Source organism: Neotamlana sargassicola (assembly GCF_020523965.1).
In the GTDB taxonomy this organism is placed as follows: Bacteria; Bacteroidota; Bacteroidia; order Flavobacteriales; family Flavobacteriaceae; genus Neotamlana; species Neotamlana sargassicola.
The window spans coordinates 721,704-742,234 of the sequence record NZ_JAJAPX010000002.1; the positions used below are offsets into that span (position 1 = coordinate 721,704).

Annotated in this window: 22 protein-coding genes and 1 pseudogene; 9 read left to right on the forward strand and 14 right to left on the reverse strand. The window is 33.5% G+C overall.

Translation table 11 applies throughout. The annotated features are described in order from the left end of the window. The first annotated feature begins 1 nt into the window (after window position 1). The 5 genes from LG651_RS07720 to LG651_RS07740 all read left to right on the forward strand — a co-directional run bounded on the left by LG651_RS07720 (window position 2) and on the right by LG651_RS07740 (window position 6,354). Complete coding sequence (locus LG651_RS07720; protein WP_226695555.1) at window positions 2-1,372, forward strand: pyridoxal phosphate-dependent decarboxylase family protein; 1,371 nt, start codon at window positions 2-4, stop codon at window positions 1,370-1,372. Between the two features lie 282 nt (window positions 1,373-1,654). Further along, window positions 1,655-3,190: a glutamine-hydrolyzing GMP synthase gene (gene guaA, locus LG651_RS07725; protein WP_226695556.1), complete on the forward strand. Its 1,536-nt coding sequence runs from the start codon at window positions 1,655-1,657 to the stop codon at window positions 3,188-3,190. A 268-nt stretch (window positions 3,191-3,458) separates the two neighbouring features. Beyond that, window positions 3,459-5,387 carry a LysM peptidoglycan-binding domain-containing protein gene (locus LG651_RS07730; RefSeq protein WP_226695557.1) on the forward strand — a complete coding sequence of 643 codons (1,929 nt, stop codon included), beginning with the start codon at window positions 3,459-3,461 and terminating at the stop codon, window positions 5,385-5,387. A gap of 42 nt (window positions 5,388-5,429) precedes the next feature. Then, entirely contained in the window at window positions 5,430-5,972 is a 543-nt protein-coding gene (locus tag LG651_RS15795) for a DUF922 domain-containing protein (protein ID WP_226695558.1), read from the forward strand. 151 nt (window positions 5,973-6,123) lie between these two features. After that, window positions 6,124-6,354: a DUF3820 family protein gene (locus LG651_RS07740; RefSeq protein ID WP_226544517.1), complete on the forward strand. Its 231-nt coding sequence runs from the start codon at window positions 6,124-6,126 to the stop codon at window positions 6,352-6,354. Between the two features lie 3 nt (window positions 6,355-6,357). Here the strand turns inward: LG651_RS07740 and LG651_RS07745 are convergent, their stop codons facing one another. From LG651_RS07745 to LG651_RS07800, 13 genes and pseudogenes are all read right to left on the reverse strand, one after another. Continuing rightward, a complete protein-coding gene (locus LG651_RS07745) occupies window positions 6,358-6,867 on the reverse strand; it encodes a DUF3124 domain-containing protein (RefSeq protein WP_226695559.1) in 510 nt (169 codons plus the stop codon). Window positions 6,868-6,949: 82 nt separating this feature from the next. Beyond that, window positions 6,950-7,405 (reverse strand): tRNA (cytidine(34)-2'-O)-methyltransferase, encoded by a 456-nt coding sequence (locus tag LG651_RS07750; protein WP_226695560.1) that lies wholly within the window; start codon window positions 7,403-7,405, stop codon window positions 6,950-6,952. Between the two features lie 90 nt (window positions 7,406-7,495). Continuing rightward, window positions 7,496-7,639 (reverse strand): hypothetical protein, encoded by a 144-nt coding sequence (locus LG651_RS07755; RefSeq protein WP_226695561.1) that lies wholly within the window; start codon window positions 7,637-7,639, stop codon window positions 7,496-7,498. A gap of 97 nt (window positions 7,640-7,736) precedes the next feature. Beyond that, on the reverse strand, window positions 7,737-8,468 hold the full coding sequence (locus LG651_RS07760; RefSeq protein ID WP_226695562.1) for an SIMPL domain-containing protein: 732 nt from the start codon (window positions 8,466-8,468) through the stop codon (window positions 7,737-7,739). Window positions 8,469-8,502: 34 nt separating this feature from the next. Beyond that, window positions 8,503-9,777 carry an NAD(P)/FAD-dependent oxidoreductase gene (locus tag LG651_RS07765; RefSeq protein ID WP_226695563.1) on the reverse strand — a complete coding sequence of 425 codons (1,275 nt, stop codon included), beginning with the start codon at window positions 9,775-9,777 and terminating at the stop codon, window positions 8,503-8,505. Between the two features lie 12 nt (window positions 9,778-9,789). Continuing rightward, a complete protein-coding gene (gene trpA / locus LG651_RS07770; protein ID WP_226695564.1) occupies window positions 9,790-10,554 on the reverse strand; it encodes a tryptophan synthase subunit alpha in 765 nt (254 codons plus the stop codon). Window positions 10,555-10,598: 44 nt separating this feature from the next. Beyond that, window positions 10,599-10,883: a GIY-YIG nuclease family protein gene (locus LG651_RS07775; protein WP_044633739.1), complete on the reverse strand. Its 285-nt coding sequence runs from the start codon at window positions 10,881-10,883 to the stop codon at window positions 10,599-10,601. A 43-nt stretch (window positions 10,884-10,926) separates the two neighbouring features. Next, window positions 10,927-12,111, reverse strand: a complete 1,185-nt coding sequence (trpB, locus tag LG651_RS15800) for a tryptophan synthase subunit beta (protein WP_044633766.1) — start codon at window positions 12,109-12,111, stop codon at window positions 10,927-10,929. Between the two features lie 36 nt (window positions 12,112-12,147). Beyond that, window positions 12,148-12,813, reverse strand: a pseudogene (locus tag LG651_RS15805) (phosphoribosylanthranilate isomerase); the annotation flags it as partial. A 41-nt stretch (window positions 12,814-12,854) separates the two neighbouring features. Next, the gene (trpC, locus tag LG651_RS07785) at window positions 12,855-13,637 is read right to left on the reverse strand and encodes an indole-3-glycerol phosphate synthase TrpC (RefSeq protein WP_226695611.1); all 783 of its coding nucleotides are present in this window, start codon (window positions 13,635-13,637) and stop codon (window positions 12,855-12,857) included. A 344-nt stretch (window positions 13,638-13,981) separates the two neighbouring features. Next, on the reverse strand, window positions 13,982-14,974 hold the full coding sequence (gene trpD, locus LG651_RS07790) for an anthranilate phosphoribosyltransferase (RefSeq protein WP_226695566.1): 993 nt from the start codon (window positions 14,972-14,974) through the stop codon (window positions 13,982-13,984). A gap of 343 nt (window positions 14,975-15,317) precedes the next feature. Next, window positions 15,318-15,884 (reverse strand): anthranilate synthase component II, encoded by a 567-nt coding sequence (locus LG651_RS07795; RefSeq protein WP_226695567.1) that lies wholly within the window; start codon window positions 15,882-15,884, stop codon window positions 15,318-15,320. A 285-nt stretch (window positions 15,885-16,169) separates the two neighbouring features. Further along, complete coding sequence (locus LG651_RS07800; RefSeq protein ID WP_226695568.1) at window positions 16,170-17,576, reverse strand: anthranilate synthase component I family protein; 1,407 nt, start codon at window positions 17,574-17,576, stop codon at window positions 16,170-16,172. A 291-nt stretch (window positions 17,577-17,867) separates the two neighbouring features. On the opposite strand from LG651_RS07800, the gene LG651_RS07805 reads away from it, so the two are divergent. The 4 genes from LG651_RS07805 (at window position 17,868) to LG651_RS07820 (ending at window position 19,957) form a co-directional block, all read left to right on the forward strand. Beyond that, window positions 17,868-18,401 (forward strand): TlpA disulfide reductase family protein, encoded by a 534-nt coding sequence (locus LG651_RS07805; protein WP_226695569.1) that lies wholly within the window; start codon window positions 17,868-17,870, stop codon window positions 18,399-18,401. A gap of 7 nt (window positions 18,402-18,408) precedes the next feature. Continuing rightward, window positions 18,409-19,035: a thioredoxin family protein gene (locus LG651_RS07810; protein WP_226695570.1), complete on the forward strand. Its 627-nt coding sequence runs from the start codon at window positions 18,409-18,411 to the stop codon at window positions 19,033-19,035. Window positions 19,036-19,146: 111 nt separating this feature from the next. Next, window positions 19,147-19,461, forward strand: a complete 315-nt coding sequence (locus LG651_RS07815) for a rhodanese-like domain-containing protein (protein WP_226695571.1) — start codon at window positions 19,147-19,149, stop codon at window positions 19,459-19,461. A gap of 226 nt (window positions 19,462-19,687) precedes the next feature. Then, window positions 19,688-19,957: a hypothetical protein gene (locus LG651_RS07820; RefSeq protein WP_226695572.1), complete on the forward strand. Its 270-nt coding sequence runs from the start codon at window positions 19,688-19,690 to the stop codon at window positions 19,955-19,957. A gap of 76 nt (window positions 19,958-20,033) precedes the next feature. On the opposite strand, the gene LG651_RS07825 is transcribed toward LG651_RS07820, so the two are convergent. Further along, on the reverse strand, window positions 20,034-20,525 hold the full coding sequence (locus LG651_RS07825; protein WP_226695573.1) for a metallophosphoesterase family protein: 492 nt from the start codon (window positions 20,523-20,525) through the stop codon (window positions 20,034-20,036). Window positions 20,526-20,531 lie beyond the last annotated feature (6 nt).

Below are 20,531 nucleotides of genomic sequence, written 5' to 3' on the forward strand. Positions count from 1 at the left end.
CATGCATAAAATAGATATAAATTTAGTTGAAATGACATTAGATGTCATGAAGTATACCATAGACCGTGTATCTAACACAAAATTTGATATTGGTATACCTAAAAAGGCTGAAGAGTTAAAAGCATTGGTAGGCGAAACCATTACACCAAAAGGTGTGGGAGGCGAATATGCTTTCGATATGTGGAAAAAACACTTGTCAAAAGCTGTTGTGCCAATAGACCATCCTAGGCATTTAGCATTTGTGCCAGCATCTCCAACTCGAGCAGCAATTATGTTCGATTTGGTAACATCGGCATCAAGTATACACGGCGCCTATTGGATGGAAGGTGCAGGCGGTATTTTTTGTGAGAACGAAGCCATGTCCTGGATTGTGTCTTTAACAGGGCTACCAGAAGGTGCATTTGGTGTATTTACCAGTGGTGGTACTGCAGCAAATTTATCGGCTATTGTTACAGCCCGAGAACATTGGCGCGAAAATGCTGTTCATAAAACACAACGCGGTTTAATTATAACATCTTCAGGAGCACATTCTTCCATTAAAGCTATGGCAAAAGTAGCAGATGTAGATATTTTGCTTGTTGAAACTGAAGATGTAATGAGTGAAGAAGGTTTACAAGACTGTATAAACAGTTTAAGTAAAGATCAGCGTGAACGTTTATTTGCTGTTGTGGCAACTGGAGGAACAACAAATGCCGGAATTATAGACGGTTTAACAGGAATTGCAAATATTTGTGAACAAGAAAATTTATGGTTCCATGTTGATGCTGCTTATGGTGGTGGTGCTTTGGTAGCAGATTCGGTAAGACATTTATTTAATGGCATTGAGCGTGCAGATAGCATAACTATAGATCCGCATAAATGGATGTTTTCGCCATACGATTGTGGCGCCGTAATATACAAACAACCAGAATTAGCTAAAAAAGCGCATTCGCAACAAGGTTCGTATCTAGATATTTTTAAAGATGAAGGCGCTCATGGGTTTAACCCAACCGACTACCAAATACAATTAACGCGTCGTGTACGTGGCTTGCCATTATGGTTTTCGTTAGCAACTCATGGCACAAACCGTTATAAAGAAGCCGTAGAACGCGGTTTAGAATTAGCACAAATTGCAGGAAAATTAATAGAGAATGAGCCACATGTCGAGTTGGTTAGAGAACCAAGTTTATCTTGTGTTTTGTATAGAAGAATAGGGTGGAAGCCTGAAGATTATACGCATTGGACATACGAGAACCAAAAATCGGGCTTTGCACTGGTAACACCAACAAAATGGAAGTCTGGAAATACTTATGAAACTGTTTCTCGTTTCTGCTTTATAAATCCTGATACTACAGAAGAGGATATAAAATTGATTTTAGAGTCAATGAAATAAATAAGTGTTTATTTTTCTCGATACAATTCCTCGTGCCTCGGAATCACTCGAACCGACGAGTGTGCCTAGATTGATATTCTTTATAAATTCGGGTGAATTTGCGCAGAGCAACGAAGCAAATTTGTATCGAGAAGTATTTTACCTTTAGTTGATATTAGTTAATTAATTTTTTTTGTTTTGTTAATTTTTAAAGATTAGGTTTAAAAAAAGTTTTGTTGACAATTAAGTAAAAAAATTACGACTCGTAATTAGCAATTAAAAAATCAATTATTATTTTTGCGCATGCAACACGACAAGGTACTTATTTTAGACTTCGGATCGCAATACACACAACTTATTGCGCGCAGAGTTAGAGAGCTTAACATCTATTCCGAAATACATCCATTTAACAAAATTCCAACTAATTTAAGCGAGTATAAAGCTGTAATTCTTTCCGGTAGTCCAAATTCGGTAAGAGGCGAAAAGGCTTTACACCCAGAATTAAGCGAACTACGTGCAAAAAAGCCAATGCTGGCAGTTTGTTACGGCGCACAATATTTAGCCCATTTTTCGGGAGGAGAAGTAGCGCCATCAAACACCAGAGAATATGGTCGTGCTAATTTATCTTACATAAAAGGTGATGAGATATTTTTTGAAGGTATAAATGAAGGTAGCCAAGTTTGGATGAGCCATAGCGATACCATTAAAAAATTACCTTCAAATGGTGTTTTATTGGCAAGTACAACCGATGTTGAAAATGCTGCTTATAAAATAGAAGGCGAAACTACGTATGCTATTCAATTTCACCCAGAGGTGTATCATTCTACAGACGGGAAACTATTGCTGGAGAATTTTTTAGTAAAAATAGCAGGCCTAAATCAAGATTGGACACCACAATCGTTTGTTGAAGAAACGGTTGCTGCTATTCAAGAAAAAGTAGGAAACGATAAAGTTGTTTTAGGCTTATCTGGAGGTGTAGATTCTACTATTGCTGCAGTTTTATTAAACAAAGCTATTGGAGATAACCTATATTGTATTTTCGTAAATAACGGATTATTACGTAAAAATGAATTTGAAAACGTTTTAAAACAATACGAAGGCATGGGATTAAACGTTAAAGGTGTAGACGCATCGCAACGTTTTCTTGATGCTTTAAAAGGTATTGAAGACCCAGAGAAAAAACGTAAAGCTATTGGTAATGCTTTTATTGAGGTGTTTGATGATGAAGCACATAAAATTAAAGATGTTACATGGTTGGCTCAAGGTACTATTTATCCCGATGTTATTGAAAGTGTTTCGGCAACTGGTGGGCCGTCGGCAACTATAAAAAGTCATCATAACGTTGGTGGTTTACCCGATTTTATGAAACTTAAAATTGTAGAGCCACTACGTGCTATTTTTAAAGATGAAGTACGTCGTGTAGGTGCAAGTTTAGGGGTTAGTCCAGAATTATTAGGTAGACATCCGTTTCCGGGTCCTGGTTTAGGAATTCGTATTTTAGGGGATATTACGGCCGAAAAAGTGCGCATGTTACAAGAGGTTGATGCTATTTTTATTAATGGCTTAAAAGAATGGGGACTTTACGATAAGGTTTGGCAAGCTGGAGCTATGTTATTACCGGTTAATAGTGTTGGTGTAATGGGAGACGAGCGTACGTACGAAAAATGTGTGGCGCTTCGTGCTGTTGAAAGCACCGACGGAATGACTGCAGATTGGGTTAACTTACCTTACGAATTTTTACAAAAAACGAGCAACGAAATAATAAATAAAGTAAAAGGCGTTAATAGGGTAGTTTACGACATTAGTTCTAAACCACCTGCAACTATAGAGTGGGAATAAATTTTTGTTGAAGTCTATTTTTAGCAAGTACACCCGCGTTAGGGATAGAAATGGAAAGCCCACAGCGATCCCGATTGTATCGGGGCGCGAGGACTTGTAATGAATAGCCCGACGCCGTTTGCGACAAAAATCGAAAACGGGGTAACGCCCAATTAATTTTTGGCATGTTATGTGCTATAATTTTGTAGGTTTTTAATCTGTTTGCTTAAAAACTTACGTATATATTTTGGTTTATTACCGTTAACAAACTTACAGCTTACAAAGTAAAATGAAGAAATTTTTAATAGCATTAATTTTAATAGGTTGGTTTACTACCGCTAGGGGACAAAACTTTAGTACGCATCGTGTAAAAGAGGGCGAAACCGTAGAAGCTTTAGCTAAACAGTATTATGTTACTCCTGCCGATATTTATAGTTTAAACCCCGATGCGAAAAAAGGGTTGAAGGCCAATACTATTTTAATTATTCCTATTTCGAAATCTGAAAAGCCTAAAGTGACTGTTATTAAAGAGTTAAATGGTTTTAAGGAGCATAAGACTAAACGTAGAGAAACTTTATATGGCCTAGCGAAACAGTATAACATTACTGAAGATGAGATAAAAAAACACAATACTTTTTTATATGCGAACCCTTTAAAAAAAGGTGATAAAATAAAAATCCCGGTTTTTAAAGTTACCGAAGTAGTAGAGGAAGTTCAAGAAACTACGGAATATAAGGTTTTGCCAAAAGAAGGTAAATGGCGTATTGCTTATAAATTTGGAATTTCGGTTAAGGAATTAGAAGATTTAAATCCAGAAATGGGCGAGGTTTTAAAGGATGGACAAATTATTAATGTGCCAAATGTTGAGAAGTCGGAACAGCAAGTAATAGACGAAAAGTATAGCTATTATAAAGTGCTTCCTAAAGAAGGGTTTTATCGCTTAAAATTAAAATTAGGATTAGAACAAACCCAGTTGGAAGGTTTAAATCCGGGGTTGGCCGAAAGCGGATTAAAAGAAGGTATGATTTTAAAAATACCATTTTCGAACGCGGTTGAAACCTTAACATCTTCGGGGTTACAGGCTATTAATCTTGCAGATAGTATTAGCGATTTTAGCACCAAGCATATTGCTGTAATGTTGCCTTTTAGATTGCATAGAGTGGATTTTGACTCGGTGGTTGATACTAAACGCAGTATAAAATCGGATAGATATTTAAATGCTTCTTTAGATTTTTATTCGGGCGTTTTAATGGCTTTAGATTCTTTAAAAACACTTGGAGTTTCGGTAAAGGTGGATGTTTACGATACTAAAGGACAAGTAAGTGAAGTAGCTAAAATATTAAACGAAAATAACTTCGATACTGTTGATGCTGTTATTGGTCCCTTAACCACGGCGCCTTTCGATAAGGTTGCTTCGCAATTAAATAAAATGTCTGTGCCAGTTGTGTCGCCTATTGGGTCTAACTTAAAGCTTCATGGCAATGTGTTTCAGTCAAAACCTTCGGATGAGTTATTAAAGTCGAAAATAATTAATTACATTAAAAAAGATTCGTTAGCGAAAAATATAGTTATTATTTCCGATAGTAAAACGGCTGATGTGGCTTTAGAATTAAAACGTGAATTTAATGCTGCGAAACCTGTTACTTCAAGAAAAGATAAGAAAACGGGTAAAGATGAATTTTTTGTAATAAAAGATGATATACAGGCTGTGCTTAAACCTGGTAGAAATATTGTGTTTTTAGAAACATCGAACGAGGGGTTTGCCTCGAATGTATCTAGTATTTTGGCTTCGTTAAATAATAAAGTTTTGGTTGAAGGTGCGAAACCAACCGAAATTATTTTAACTACAACAAACGAAAATGCTGCTTTTGAAGGCGACCAAATAAACAATACTCATTTATCGAGTTTACAATTCTTGTTTGCAACAAGCTCTAAAGAATCTAGTTTTAACGATACCAGTAGTTTTACTAAAAAATATGATAAGCTTTATAACATAACTCCTAATAAACGCGCTGTAAAAGGTTTCGATTTAACTATGGACATTGTGTTGCGTTTAGTTACTTCAGAAAACTTATTTATTTCGGCAAAAAACACTTTGTTAACCGAGTATGTAGAGAATAAATTCTCTTACAAGCACAAGCTTTACGGTGGTTATTACAACGATAGTGTGTATTTGGTGAAATACGATAACTTATCGGTTGTCGAGGTTGAGCAATAATACTTGGTAAATAGTCGTTTTTAGTTTTTAACTCCTAAAAACGTGTACAGATTAGTATTTATTTGTTTATTTTTTCTTTTTAATGTGCAAGACGCTTCGATTAAATCGTGGCAAGCAAATTATAAGTTGACTTGGAATGATTTTAAAGGAAAACCAAAGGCGAATACTGGTGCCGTGGCAATTACTGCGTCTGGAATTACATTTGGATTTTCGATAACAGAAACAGACAACCATAAGGTTGTTGATTTCACAACAGAAGTTCATGCGCATTTTTACCCCGAAAAGTCTTGGTATTTGCCAAACAAAGCAACAAAACATGTGCTTGGACACGAACAACTTCATTTTGATATTACAGAACTGTTTGCCAGAAAGTTTAGGCAGCGTATTAGCAAAATAAAAACGTCTAATAATGTAAAACAAGAGTTAAAAACAGTGCATAATAATGTTAATAGAGAATTGGCGGCGTTTCAAAATAAATACGATGCAGAAACAGATTTTTCAAGAAATTTTGAAGCTCAATTACAATGGAAACTGTACATTGAAGACGAATTGAAAGCATTGGAAGATTTTGCGACAAATGATTAGTTTTTGTAAGAATCAAGAATCAAGAATCAAGAATCAAGAATCAAGAATCAAGAATTAAGAATTAAGAAGCTAGAACTAAGAATCAAGATACTAGAAACAGCCAACAAAAAACAAACAACCAACAACCAACAACAAATATCCAACAACCAACATGTTCCCCAATAAAGACTTTTTAATAAAACTAGCGCATACTAAAATGCCATTTGGTAAATATGAAGGTAGATATTTAATAGATTTACCCGAGTATTACATTGTTTGGTACAATAGTAAAGGTTTCCCAAAAGGGCAATTGGGCGATATGCTTCGGCAAGTTTATGAGCTTAAAGTAAATGGTTTAGAAGATATTGTTAGGAATATAAAACAACAATTTCCTAAAAAATAAACGCTATTTAATGCGTTTTGCCTGTGTTGTAAACGATAAACCTTGTTGTCCCATAGTAGAATTCATAACACCTTCAAACAAAGGTTCTGGTGCGTTTAATGGTGTTTTCCATTCAAAAATAAAATTCGATCCGGTTCCACCAATAACATCAATTTCATCAATTATAATTTCGGCAGTTTCAAGTGGTGCTAAAAAAATAGGTTGTTTAAAGTAGTTTCTTATGGAAGCGCCGTGGGTATCAAAATATTCGGCTCTTAAAACATAAACAGTGTCGGTTTCGCTTATGTTTCTTAAACTTACCATAGAGGTTAAATTGTGTGTTTTATGCTCAGACATGCTGTAAATTTGTGCATAAATAGAAAGGTAAGATTTGCCGTATTCTAAACTATCCGTTGGGTTAATTTTTGCATAACGTTTACTCCAGTTTTCGGGGTTTATAGAGCTAACTTCCTTGGTTTCTTCGCAGCCAATAAGTAAAACAGATACTAGTAATAATAATATAGTTGTTCTCATTTTTGTTATTGGTTTTGGGTTAAGAAAACAGTAAAGTTGTTTTTAAATTATTGTTTTAAATCTACTAAAAAGAAATGGTTTTTTATAATTTTAATTGTCTAATAGCTTCGTAAATAGTAATACTTACAGCATTAGCTAAATTTAGACTTCTAATATGTTCACTAAACATGGGGATTTTATAAAGTTGATTGGGATAATTTTCAATAATATCTTTTGATAACCCAACCGATTCTTTTCCAAAAATTAAGAAGAAATCATCTTCAAACGGAATGTCCCAATGGTTTTTAGTACCATGACTTGATAGAAATGCCATTTTTTTTGAGGTGTTTACACGGAAGAATTCTTCGGTGTTTTCATAATAAATTACTTCTAGATGTTGCCAATAATCTAAACCAGCACGTTTTAAGCGTTTGTCGTCTATTTCGAAACCAAAAGGCTTTACCAAATGTAGTTTTGCTCCAGAGGCCAAAGCTAAACGGCCAATATTTCCTGTGTTATTAGGTATTTCTGGTTCTATTAAAACAATATTTAAAGGCATTGCATATAAAAGTTAATAAGCGGTAAATATAAAATAACCTATTCTAAAAAATAGAATAGGTTACAAGTTATTAATAAAGCAATTAGTAAATTAATGCTTATGTTGTTGCTTTTTTATTGTGGCTTCATTTATATCAAAATCATTTGTATTTTGATTTATGTTTCCCGAAGGATTTGTTGGATTACTTTGTTCTTTGGTTGTTTTAAATTTTCTTTTGTCTTCAATAATTCCCATATCATTTAAATTTTAATGTTCATTCTTAATATATGAATTGAACAGAGGAAATTCTATTAAATAGTTATTAAAATATTGATAATAAGTGTTAAATCCTTTATTTAACCAAATAAGTAAGCTTCATTGTAATAGAAGCTGTTTTTTCTTTTGATGATGTGTTGTAAGCACCGCCCCAAGAATAGTCTTCGTTTGAGTTTTGACCCGTAATTTGAAAAATACCCATTTGTGCAGTTTGTAACTCGCCAAGAATAGCTCCAGAATTTTCGGCAATACTTTTTGCACGTAAATGTGCATTATCTGTTGCTTGAGCTATCATTTCAATTTTTAAATCTTCTAATTTTGTATAATAATAGCGCGGCGGGTTGGAATATAATTGAATGCCTTTGTTTAATAATTCGGTAACTTCGCGCGATATTTTCTCAACCTTTTCAACATCGTTAGAATTTATTTGAACCGTTTGGCTTAAGGTATAACCTGTAAAATCCTGTCCTAAATATTTTCCATCTGTAGAATAATTTGGGCTAAAGTTCTTATTGGTTTCAACAGCATTAAAAACAATAATATCGTCGCTTAATCCTTTTGCTTTAAAGTAAGTTAAAATGGATTCTTTATCTCTTTTTAAATCGGAATACGCTTGCTTTAAATCGGAGTTGACCTGAGAAAATTTAGCTTCCCAAACAATTAAATCTGAAGTAAAATTTGTTTTTCCTAAACCAGTTACCGCAATGGTTCCTGTTTTTTTATTACGATTAATAACCGCGTTTCCTAAAATTACAGAAGCTATAACGATAGCAATGGCAAATACAATGGCACTTATGTTTTTTTTCATGATGATGTTGTTTAAGAAATTAACTGGATAAATCTTATTTTATTTTAACTCGATTAGCAACAGGCTTCATTAAAATACGAAGTGTACTATCGTTATTAAAGTAACTAATCATCCAATTCATAAAAATCAAAAGTTTATTTTTTACACTTAAAATTAGCATTAAGTGAATAAACATCCATGTAAACCAAGCCAATCTCCCTTGGAAGCTAAATTTAGGCAAATCTACCACGGCTTTTCGTTTTCCAATAGTAGCCATGGAACCTTTATCGGTATACTCAAACTCCTTTAAAGGTTTGTTTTTAGCTTCATTTATTAAGTTTTTAGCTAATAAAGCAGCTTGTTGTATGGCAACGCTAGCTACTTGTGGGTGTCCTTTTGGGAATGCTTGTGTTTCCATATATGCAATATCGCCTAGAGCATAAATATTTTTAATAGCTTTTGTTTTATTAAACCTATCAACTACCAATCGGTTGCCACGGGTAAAAATGTCTTCGTGCAAACCTTGAATTTTATTTCCGGTTACACCGGCTGCCCAAATTACGTTTTTAGAGGTAATGTGTTCTCCAGTATTTAAAGTTACCATTTCACCATCGTAATCCTTAACAAATGTATTTGTTTTTACCACAACACCTAAATCTTCAAGATACTCTTGCGATTTGGTTTGCGAACCTTTACTCATTGGGCTTAAGGTGTTTGGAGAGCCTTCTAATAGGTAAATGGTTAGTTTTGAGAAATCTTTGTCTGGATAATCTTTGGGTAAAATGTGTTTTTTCATTTCGGCCAATGCACCAGCAAGTTCTACTCCTGTAGGGCCACCACCAACAATTACAAAGTTTAGTAAGGTTTGTAATTCGGTTTCGTTTTTTGTGTTTAATGCATCTTCAAAGGTTTGTAAAATTCTATTTCTAAGCTGAATGGCTTCAGGAATAGTTTTCATTGGGTATGCATAATCAGCAAGATTAGCATTGTTAAAATAGTTTGTTGTGCACCCAATGGCAATAATTAAATGATCGTATTCAAATGTACCAATTGGTGTAGAAATATAATTTTCTTCGGTGTTTATTTCTTCAACTTTAGTAATTCTAATTTTTACATTTTTGGCTTTTTGAAACACTTTTCGCAACGGAAAAGAAATACTAGCAGGCTCTAATCGCGCCGTAGCCACTTGGTACATTAACGGTTGAAATTGATGATAGTTATGCTTATCTATTAATAAAACCTCGAAAGCAGGATTGTTTATTAAATCTTGAGCAACTCGTAAGCCGGCAAAACCTGCGCCTACCACTATTACTTTTTGTTTTTGTACCATGATGTGTTGTGTTTAACTTAAAATTGAAGAAACAAACGTATCTATTTCTTTTGCATTTTTTGCGGTTAAATGTTTTACAAAAGCGCTACCTATAATGGCGCCTTTTGCATATTTTGTTGCCGCTGTAAAGGTGGCGTTGTTACTAATACCAAAACCAACTATTTGCGGGTTTTTTAAGTTTAAACTGTTTATACGCTCAAAATATGCGGTTTGCTCGTCACCAAAACCAGATTTTGCACCTGTTGTACTAGCGCTACTAACCATGTAAATAAAACCGTTTGATACGGAATCTATATAACGAATGCGATCATCGCTAGTTTGTGGTGTTATTAAAAATACGTTCGATAAACCATATTTCTCGAATGTAGATTGATATTTTTCATGGTAAACATCTACCGGTAGATCCGGAATTATGAGTCCGTCGATGCCTATTTCTTGACATTTTTTACAAAAAGCTTCAACACCATATTGAAACATAGGGTTAAAATACCCCATAATTATTAACGGAATATTTACCGTTTTTCGGATGTCTTTAAGTTGATTAAAAAGCACCTCGGTGGTCATGCCATTTTTTAAGGCTTGCGTTGAGCTATCTTGAATGGTTGGTCCATCGGCTAGAGGATCGCTAAACGGAAGACCAATTTCAATCATATCGACACCATTTTTTTCAAGATCTTGTATTATTGAAACTGTATCGTTAAGGCTTGGATATCCTGCCGTAAAGTATATGGATAGTAACTTTTTGTTTTCTTTTAGTTTTTGATTTATTCTGTTCATTGAAAATGAATAATTTTTTATTCCCTCGAAAGAGGGAATCTATTTTATATGTATTCTGAAAGATCTTTCCAATCGGGGTTTAAACTATTTATTAAACTTATTTTCCATGATCTGTTCCATTTTTTTATTTGTCGTTCTCGTTTTATTGAGTTGTTAACATACTTTGTAGTTTCAAAATAAACGAGTTTTGTTACGTTGTACTTTCCTGTAAAAGTTTTTGGACCATTAGTTTTGTGTTGTTTTAATCTCAATTTTAACTGCTTCGTTCGTCCTACATATAAAACCGTATGGTTTTTATTAGTTAAAATGTATACATAGTGAACATCCATAGACTTTGAGATTTCCGATTTCTCGGAAATGAAAAAACACTAATTATATTTTAAAATACTCAATATAATTATTCAAATCTTTATCGCCACGTCCCGATAAACTAACTACTACAATGTCGTCTGGTTTGAACGTTTTTTGCTCGAAAATGGCCAAGGCGTGCGAACTCTCTATAGCTGGAATAATACCTTCTAATTTACAAAGTTCTAAACCGGCATTCATGGCTTGGTCGTCGGTAATAGACATAAATTCTGCGCGTCCTGTTTTTGCTAAATGCGCGTGCATTGGGCCAACTCCAGGATAATCTAAGCCTGCTGAAATAGAGTAGGGCTCTGTTATTTGTCCGTCGTTAGTTTGCATTAACAACGTTTTACAGCCGTGAATAATACCTTCTTTTCCTAATACCGATGTGGCTGCACTTTCGCCAGAATCTACGCCTAAACCAGCAGCTTCAACAGCTATAATTTTTACATCTTCGTCGTGTAAATAGTGGTAATAGGTTCCTGCTGCATTACTTCCTCCGCCAATACATGCCACAACATAATCTGGGTTTTCTTTGTTTTCGTGCTCTAATAATTGCCATTTAATTTCTTCTGAAATCACAGCTTGAAAACGGGTGACCATATCTGGATATGGATGCGGACCAATAGCAGAACCAATAATGTAATGCGTATCTACGGGATTGTTAATCCAATCGCGAATGGCTTCGTTAGTGGCATCTTTTAAAGTACGACTTCCTGATTTTGCCGGAACTACTGTCGCGCCAAGCATTTTCATACGGGCAACGTTTGGAGCTTGTCGTGCAATGTCAATTTCGCCCATATACACAATACATTCTAAGCCCATTAATGCACAAACGGTGGCAGTTGCAACACCGTGTTGGCCTGCACCAGTTTCGGCAATTATGCGGTGTTTACCTAAGCGTTTTGCCATTAAAATTTGACCAATAGTATTGTTTATTTTATGTGCGCCGGTATGATTTAAATCCTCGCGTTTTAAATAAATTTTGGTGTTGTATTTTTCTGAAAGGCGTTTTGCAAAGTATAATGGCGATGGGCGCCCAACATAATCTTTTAAAAGCTGATTGAATTCTTCTTTAAATGAAGGTTCGCTCATAACTTCTAAATATTTTTGGCGTAACTCCTCGACGTTTGGATAGAGCATTTCTGGAATGTATGCACCGCCAAATTCGCCGTAATAGCCTTTTTCATCTACATTATATAAATTCATGTTTTTATTATTGAGATGGTTTTTGAATGCTTTTAAGGCCGAAACTTTTTTAAGTCCGGGTTCAATTTCAAATTTACTATTTATATCGATAGCATAACAGTATTTTGATGCTTCGCTAGTTTTAAATTTATTGATTACATCTACATCGCTTAAGCCAATACCTCCGCTTAAAAAGAAGGGTTTTGTTGATGGGTAATTGTTTAACAAACTCCAATCGAACTTGTAACCATTACCTCCTGGAAGTTTGCCTTTGGTATCGAACAGAAAATAGTCGCAAACCACTTCGTAAGGCTCTAATTGATTAAAATTGAAGCTTTCGTTTACAGAAAACACTTTTATAATTTCTACTTTATTTTTTGTAAAAAGTTTTGTCGATTTTAAAATACTGCAATAATATGGCGATTCGTGACCGTGAAGTTGTACGGCTTGCAAGTTGTAATCGGTTACAGTTTTAATAATGGTGCTAATTTCGGCATTTACAAAAACTCCAGTTTTTTTTATGGTTTCTGGTACATTTGTAATGGTTTTAGCATCGTAATTTCTAGGTGTTTTATCGTAAAATATAAAGCCAAGATAATCGGGTTGAAGCGAAGCGACTTGCTCGATATTATCTTGGTATTTCATACCACAGATTTTAAGCTTAATAGCAGCGCTATCAGTTTGTTCTGTAGCTTGTTGTGTTATGTTTGAAGTGTCTTTCATTTTCTGTGTGTTGGAATATGAATTCTGATAATCTAGGTGAATTAACTTAGGCTTTTAATAAATTCTGTTGCACTTGCACCAGGATTATCGGTTTTCATAAAATTTTCTCCTATTAAAAAACCTTGGTAACCGTAGGGTTGTAATTCTTTAATAGCCTCAATATTGCTTATACCACTTTCTGATACTTTTACAAAATCGTCTGGAATTATTTTACTTAATGCTTTGCTGGTGTTTAGGCTAACATCGAACGTTTTTAAATTTCGGTTATTAACGCCTAACATATCTAAACTTGGCATTATGGATTTGTGTAATTCTTCTTCGTTATGAACTTCTAAAAGCACATCTAATTTTAAACTTTTTGCTAATTCTGAAAATTGCTTGATTTCGTCTCTGGTTAAAATAGCCGCAATGAGTAAAATAACATCGGCGCCGTATGCTTTGGCTTCAAGAATTTGATATTCATCAATAATGAATTCCTTGCGTAATAGCGGTAAATTGCAACTGGCTCTTGCCGTTAATAAATCGTCTAGAGAACCACCAAAATATTTTCCATCTGTTAAAACCGACATACCACAAACGCCTGCTTTTTCGTAACCTGTGGCTACATCTTGAACATTTAAACCGTTATTTATAACAGATTTTGAAGGCGAACGTCGTTTATGCTCGGCGATTATTCCTGATTTACTATTTTTTAAATTTTGAGCCAAAGAAGTGGTTGCTCTTGTAAATAAAACAGATTGTTCTAGTTGTGAGATAGGGATTAAGGATTTTCTTAAATCTACTTCTTTGCGTTTATCTATTACTATTTTGTCTAAAATATTCATTTTATTTTTTATTAGTAATTCATTTTTTGCTTGTCCAAAAAACGAATCAAAAAAGGACATTCAAGTTGAGGAATTTTTTCTTCAGATTTAATTCTGAAGAAAAACCGATTTGAAAACTCCGCGTCGAACTGCGTTCTCCTGATTTCGGAGCTTTTCTTCATCTATTCTGCACCTTGACGATCAATTCTACGAATTGAAAAGGGACTTGAATTATTTCTTGTTCTATTCTAAAATTTTAATCTTTCTAACTTCTAACTTCTAACTTCTAACTTCTAACTTCTAACTTCTAACTTCTAACTTCTAACTTCTAACTTCTAACTTCTAACTTCTAACTTCAACTAAATCTATTTACTCAATTCAATTAATTTATCTAAACTTTGTTTTGCTTTACCAGAAAAAAGCGATTCTTTGGCTAGTTCAAAACCGGCTTTATGTGTAATTTGTTTACTTGTTGCGATGGCTAATCCTGCATTGGCACAAACCACATTGTTTTGCGCTTCGGTACCTTTTGCTGAAATAATATCGACAAATATGTTTGCAGCATCGGCAATGGTATCGCCACCATAAATGGCTTCTTGCTTTATGGTTTTAAGCCCTAATTGTTCTGGTGAAAAAATTGTTTCTGAATGATTGGAAACTATTTTAGCTTTTCCTGTTAGCGATATTTCATCATAGCCATCAAGAGCAAAAACGATATTGTAATTTTTATCGGTATTTTGATATAAGAAGCTATACAAACGCAACACTTCTAAATTAAAAACACCTAATAATTGATTTTTTGGAAATGATGGATTTACCATTGGCCCTAACATGTTAAAAAATGTTTTTACACCTAGTTGTTTTCTAATTGGTGCTACATTTTTCATGGCAGGGTGGAAGAGTGGTGCATGTAAAATACATATTCCGGCTTGGTCTACGCAGCGTTTTAAAAAATCTTCGTTGTTTGAAAATTTAACACCCAAATGCTCCATAACATTTGATGAGCCCGATGTTGATGACACGCCGTAATTACCATGCTTTGAAACCTGAACACCAGCACCTGCTGTTATAAAAGATGATAAAGTTGAAATGTTAAATGTGTTTTTACCATCGCCACCAGTTCCTACAATATCAATGGTATTAAACTCACTTAAATCGATAGGAATGCAAAGTTCTAAAAGCGCATCTCTAAAGCCTTGCAACTCATTTAAAGTAATGCTTCGCATCATAAAAACCGATAAGAAACATGCAATTTGGCTAGGGTTGTACATATCGTTGGATATGTTTACAATAATTTGTTTTGCCTCTTGTGTGGTGAGGGTTTCGTGGTTTATTAGTCTGTTTAGTATGTCTTTCATTAATTGTTCTTTTTTATTTCCGCGAAAGCGGAAATCTATTTTATTTATTCATTTTTTGCTTGTCCAAAAAACGAATCAAAAAAGGACATTCAAGTCGAGGAATTTTTTCTGCAGATTTATGTCTGAAGAAAAACCGATTTGAAAACTCCGCGTCGAACTGCGTTCTCCTGATTTCGGAGCTTTTCTGCATCTATTCTGCGCCTTGACGATCAATTCTACGAATTGAAAAGGGACTTGAATTTTTTCAATTTTTGTTTCTTTTATTTCTTGTTCTATTCTAAAATTTTAATCTTTCAAACTTCAAACTTCAAACTTCAAACTTCAAACTTCCATCTTCCATCTTCTAATGATTCACCCAGTTTTCTAATATTTTTTTTCCGTCTGGTGTTAAAACCGATTCGGGGTGGTATTGCACACCGCGAACATCGAACGTTTTATGGCGTAAAGACATGATTTGTCCGTTTTCATCAAACGATGTTGCTTCTAAACTTTCTGGTAAATTAGCATTTACAACCCATGAGTGGTAACGGCCAACTTCAATGTTTTTATTTAAACCTTCAAAAATATATTCATCATCAACGCTTAAAGTTACGTTGGTTGCCACGCCATGGTAAACATCGTCTAAATTTTCTAAAGAACCTCCAAATACTTCACCAATAGCTTGTTGCCCTAAACACACACCAAAAATACTTTTTGTTGCTGCATATTTTTCAATAATAGCTTTTAAAAGGCCTGCTTCGTCTGGAATTCCTGGTCCTGGAGATAAAACAATTTTATCGAATGGTTCAACATCTTCTAATTGTAATTTATCGTTTCTAACTACAGTAACTTCGCAGTTTAAATCTTCTAAATAATGTACAAGATTGTATGTGAAACTGTCGTAATTGTCTATAACTAATATTTTTTTCATAGTTGTTACCCTGAACCTGTTCAGGATCTTTTTTAAATTATCTTTTATAAATTCAAATGTTCATTTTGTCTTGATACAAAACGAACCAAAAAATCAAATCAATCTGAGGAAATTCCTTCGGAACGTTCACTTTAAAACTCCATGCTTGAAGCTGCGCTTCGCAGTTACGTTTCACGCTCTCTATTTCTGCAGATTGATATTTTCGACTATGTCGAAATTTGGGGCTTGACTTTTTTCATTTTTACTTTTTATTCAATTCTAAAATTTTAATCTTTCAAAATTCAATTATATTTCCTCAGCCACTTTAATAGCTTTTTTAAGCGCACCTAGTTTGTTGTAAACTTCTTGCATTTCACTTTCTTCATCCGATTTAGAAACCATTCCTGCTCCGGCTTGCCAGTTTAATTTGTAATCTTTACTTAAAAAGGTGCGAATCATTATGGCGTGGTTAAAGTTTCCTTCAAAATCCATAAAACCAATGGCGCCGCCGTAATAGCCACGGCTTGTTTTTTCGTATTTTTCAATAAGTTGCATAGCCATGTGTTTTGGAGCTCCACTTAAAGTTCCTGCAGGAAAGGTGTCGGCAACGACCTGCATTGTAGAAGTCGTGTCATGTTTTTTACCAATTACTTTACTTACTAAATGGATAACATGCGAGAAAAATTGAACTTCACGATATGTTTCTACATTTACGTTGTTTCCATGTCGGCTTAAATCGTTTCGAGCTAAATCGACAAGCATAACGTGTTCGGCATTTTCTTTGTCATCGTTTTTTAGCTTTTCTGCTAAAATTTCGTCTTGCTCTTCATCGCCTGTGCGTTTAAAAGTTCCTGCAATAGGATGAATTTCGGCTAAACCATTACTTACAATAAGTTGCGCTTCTGGCGAGCTACCAAATATTTTAAAATCGCCATAATCGAAATAAAATAAATAGGGCGATGGATTTATACTTCGTAAGGCACGATACACATTAAAATCGTCTCCAGTAAATTCTTGGGAAAAACGGCGCGATAATACTAATTGAAACACATCACCGCGTTGGCAATGTTTTTTAGCTAGTTTAACTTGTTCTTTAAACTCGTCGTCGGTTAAATTAGATTCAATTTCATTTTTGGCATTAAACTTATACGACGCAAAGTTTTGTACGTTTATAAGTTTATCTATTTCATGAATATTGTTTTCTGAACCTTCTGGACAATGCGCAAAAATATAAGCTTCATTTTTAAAATGATTTATGGCTATTATATTTTTATAAACCGCATAATACATGTCTGGAATGGTAACCGAATCGTCTTTTTTGCTAATATTGATATCTTCAAAATAACGAACAGCATCATAAGCTGTGTAGCCAAAAATGCCGTTGTTTATAAACTTGAAATCTTCTTCAGATTCTACATCAAATTTTTGGGTAAAATTGTAAATTTCATCTACAACATTAACTTTATCTGTAATATTAACCGCGCTAGAACTACCATCTGGAAACGTTTCGCTTATAACTTCGTTTTCAACTTTAATTGATGCAATTGGGTTAAAACAGATATACGAGAAATTCTTGTGATTACGGTGATAATCGCCACTTTCAAGCAAAATACTATTTGGGTATTTGTCACGAATTTTATAGTAAACCGTAACCGGTGTAATGGTATCGGTTAATATTTTTTTGTAATGTGTATGTAATTTGTGTTGTTTCATTTAGTTTGTTTTTCAAAATAAATAGTTTGATTAAAACCATTAAAAAAGGCCTGTCGTGAATGACAAGCCTTTTATGATATTTTAAATTAAATATACGAGGAATTTGCTTCACGAACGTTAGTTACGTAAACACCACCACCAAGTATTATTTAATGAATTTTTCATTGTTTTGTTTTTGTTGCATCAAAGATAAAAATGAAAATACTATTACCCAAAACTTTAAAAGATTTTTTGATTAAAAGTTTGTTAAACTATTAGAAAATCAGAAATGAGTTAATTATTTTTAAACTTATGAAACTAAAACTGATTTTTATTGTATTTTTTGCATTAGTAAGTTGTAAAAAAGAAACCAAAAACACTACAGAAACTAAAACAAAAGAAGCTGTTACCGAAACGAAGACTAGTGAAGCTCTTGAAATATACGACTTTAATGGTTTAGAGAAATTTTTAAATTTTAAAGACGATAAAACTTACGTTGTTAACTTTTGGGCCACTTGGTGTGCACCCTGTGTAAAAGAGTTGCCTTATTTTGAGCAATTAAATGAAGCTTATAATGATAAAAACGTTGAAGTTTTATTAGTAAGTTTAGATTTTCCACATCAGTACGACACAAAATTAAAACCCTTTATAAAAGAGCATAAATTAAAATCGAAGGTTTTAGTATTGGATGATGCAGATATGAACACTTGGATACCTAAAGTAGACGAAAACTGGTCCGGTTCTATTCCGGCAACGGTAATCTATAATAAAAATAAAAAGTTGTTTTTTGAACAATCTTTTAGCTTTGAAGAGTTAGAAAACGAATTAAAACCATTCTTAAATTAAAAAACCTATGAAAAATTCCATTAAATTAATTTTAGCTGTTTGCGTTGTTGGGCTTATTAGTGCCTTTACATTAAAACCAACAGCAGAATATGCCGGCTATAATGTTGGAGATATTGTTGAAGATTTTAAATTAAAAAATATCGACGGAAAAATGGTTTCGCTCTCCGATTACGAAGACGAGCTAGGTGTTATCGTAACTTTTACATGTAATACATGCCCGTACGCTGTTGCTTACGAAGATCGAATAATTGCGTTAGATAAAAAATATGCAGATAAAGGATACCCTGTAGTAGCTATTATGCCAAATGATACAAGTGTAAAACCAGATGACGATTTAGCGTCAATGAAAAAGCGTGCCGAGGAAAAAGGATTTACTTTTCCTTATTTAATTGATGCGAAACAAGATGTTTTTCCAAAGTTTGGAGCAACTAAAACACCTCACGTATTTGTTTTAGATAGAACGGAATCTGGATTTGTAGTATCTTATATAGGTGCAATAGATAATAATTATAAAGATGCATCGGCGGTTACTACAAAATATGTTGAAAATGCGGTTGATGCTTTAATAGCAGGAATACCAATAAAAGAAACAGAAACAAAAGCCATTGGTTGTTCAATAAAGGTAGCTAATTAAGAAAGTATTATACTGGTTTATGTAAATCTGGAGTTTTGTAAAACTTCAGATTTTTTTTCGTCTAAACTTAAATATATAGTAATTTTGTAATATAAATTTAAAGTAATTAAAATGGAAGATTTATCTCAAGAAGAATGGCAAGAGCAATTAGCCGATGATAATAATGCTGTAATTTTAGATGTAAGAACTGATGCTGAAGTTGCCGATGGAATTATTCCGAATGCTATTCATTTAGATATTTATAAAGGGCAAGAATTTATTGAAGAAATTGATAAATTAGATAAAAGTAAAAACTATTACGTGTATTGTCGCTCAGGAAATAGAAGCGGGCAAGCATGTAAACTAATGGAGGAGTTAGGTTTTGAAAATGCTTATAATTTAGAAGGCGGCATGCTACAATGGACCGGAGATGTTGTAGATAAATAGAATTAAATAAAAATTTTACAATTTAGAATCTTTAGGTAATTAATCATTTAATTATCTGAAGATTTTTTTATTAAAACAATTTCGTCCCTTTTTTTAGTACTTTAACTTGTTTATTTTAGTAGGAGTAACAATTTATGTAATTTCGCTAAAGGACTGTGTTAATAAGTATAAATTACGCAGATTTTTAGCAAAAAAATATTAATTCATTAATCCCTCGTTAAAAGTCATGGAAAATGGTTATGTAATTTTAGGAATTGTAGCCTTATTATTTTTAAGTATGTATGGCTACTCCTATTGGTCTGTTTTTAGAGAAAAAATGGCTCAGAAAAAAATTAAAGAAGAAGAACAAAAAAAGCGTGAGCTTAGGCGCGAACGTCGCTTAAAAAATCAAGCTTTAATTGATGCTAAAGTAAATGCATTTAATAAACGTAAAGCAGAAATAAAACAAGAGTTAAATATGCTTAATCGTATTAAAGAGCAACAAAAAGTTAGTTAATTTACTTCTGCATAAAATAATTTTTAAAGTCCATTTTATATGGACTTTTTTATTGCCTAATATGTAAAATTGAATCTTACTTTTTAAACTCAATAACTTCAAGATTATCAATTTTTTTACCATCAATAGTAAATCGTAACATGGTACGTACTTTATGAAACCCGTGTTTACCAACCGCACCGGGATTCATGTGTATTAAATTTAAATTTTTATCTGGCATTACCTTTAAAATATGAGAATGCCCGCAAATAAATAATCGCGGCGGATTTTGTTTAATTTCATTAACGGTTCTAACATTATATTTTGGCGGGTAACCACCAATGTGCGTTATCCAAACGTCGACGTTTTCACATAAAAATCGATTATGCTCAGGGAATTCTACCCGAACTTCAGCATCATCAATATTGCCATAAACTCCACGTAATGGTTTTATAGCTTTTATAGCATCGGTAACTTTTAAATCACCAATATCGCCAGCATGCCAAACTTCATCAGCTTGTTTTACATATTTTAAAATAGCATTATCAATAAAACCGTGCGTATCAGAAAGTAAAAGTATTTTTGTCATGTAAAA

What these genes read in the sequence shown, in the direction of transcription:
- LG651_RS07805 (WP_226695569.1), top strand. Translation starts at nt 17,868, where the DNA reads ATGAAACTAAAACTGATTTTTATTGTATTTTTTGCATTAGTAAGTTGT.
- LG651_RS07800 (WP_226695568.1), bottom strand. Translation starts at nt 17,576, where the DNA reads ATGAAACAACACAAATTACATACACATTACAAAAAAATATTAACCGAT.
- LG651_RS07765 (WP_226695563.1), bottom strand. Translation starts at nt 9,777, where the DNA reads ATGGTACAAAAACAAAAAGTAATAGTGGTAGGCGCAGGTTTTGCCGGC.
- LG651_RS07820 (WP_226695572.1), top strand. Translation starts at nt 19,688, where the DNA reads ATGGAAAATGGTTATGTAATTTTAGGAATTGTAGCCTTATTATTTTTA.
- LG651_RS07810 (WP_226695570.1), top strand. Translation starts at nt 18,409, where the DNA reads ATGAAAAATTCCATTAAATTAATTTTAGCTGTTTGCGTTGTTGGGCTT.
- LG651_RS07755 (WP_226695561.1), bottom strand. Translation starts at nt 7,639, where the DNA reads ATGGGAATTATTGAAGACAAAAGAAAATTTAAAACAACCAAAGAACAA.
- LG651_RS07745 (WP_226695559.1), bottom strand. Translation starts at nt 6,867, where the DNA reads ATGAGAACAACTATATTATTATTACTAGTATCTGTTTTACTTATTGGC.
- LG651_RS07740 (WP_226544517.1), top strand. Translation starts at nt 6,124, where the DNA reads ATGTTCCCCAATAAAGACTTTTTAATAAAACTAGCGCATACTAAAATG.
- trpD (WP_226695566.1), bottom strand. Translation starts at nt 14,974, where the DNA reads ATGAAAGACATACTAAACAGACTAATAAACCACGAAACCCTCACCACA.
- LG651_RS07760 (WP_226695562.1), bottom strand. Translation starts at nt 8,468, where the DNA reads ATGAAAAAAAACATAAGTGCCATTGTATTTGCCATTGCTATCGTTATA.
- LG651_RS07825 (WP_226695573.1), bottom strand. Translation starts at nt 20,525, where the DNA reads ATGACAAAAATACTTTTACTTTCTGATACGCACGGTTTTATTGATAAT.
- trpB (WP_044633766.1), bottom strand. Translation starts at nt 12,111, where the DNA reads ATGAATTTATATAATGTAGATGAAAAAGGCTATTACGGCGAATTTGGC.
- LG651_RS07815 (WP_226695571.1), top strand. Translation starts at nt 19,147, where the DNA reads ATGGAAGATTTATCTCAAGAAGAATGGCAAGAGCAATTAGCCGATGAT.
- LG651_RS07730 (WP_226695557.1), top strand. Translation starts at nt 3,459, where the DNA reads ATGAAGAAATTTTTAATAGCATTAATTTTAATAGGTTGGTTTACTACC.
- LG651_RS07775 (WP_044633739.1), bottom strand. Translation starts at nt 10,883, where the DNA reads ATGGATGTTCACTATGTATACATTTTAACTAATAAAAACCATACGGTT.
- trpC (WP_226695611.1), bottom strand. Translation starts at nt 13,637, where the DNA reads ATGAATATTTTAGACAAAATAGTAATAGATAAACGCAAAGAAGTAGAT.
- LG651_RS07750 (WP_226695560.1), bottom strand. Translation starts at nt 7,405, where the DNA reads ATGCCTTTAAATATTGTTTTAATAGAACCAGAAATACCTAATAACACA.
- trpA (WP_226695564.1), bottom strand. Translation starts at nt 10,554, where the DNA reads ATGAACAGAATAAATCAAAAACTAAAAGAAAACAAAAAGTTACTATCC.
- LG651_RS07795 (WP_226695567.1), bottom strand. Translation starts at nt 15,884, where the DNA reads ATGAAAAAAATATTAGTTATAGACAATTACGACAGTTTCACATACAAT.
- guaA (WP_226695556.1), top strand. Translation starts at nt 1,655, where the DNA reads ATGCAACACGACAAGGTACTTATTTTAGACTTCGGATCGCAATACACA.
- LG651_RS07720 (WP_226695555.1), top strand. Translation starts at nt 2, where the DNA reads ATGCATAAAATAGATATAAATTTAGTTGAAATGACATTAGATGTCATG.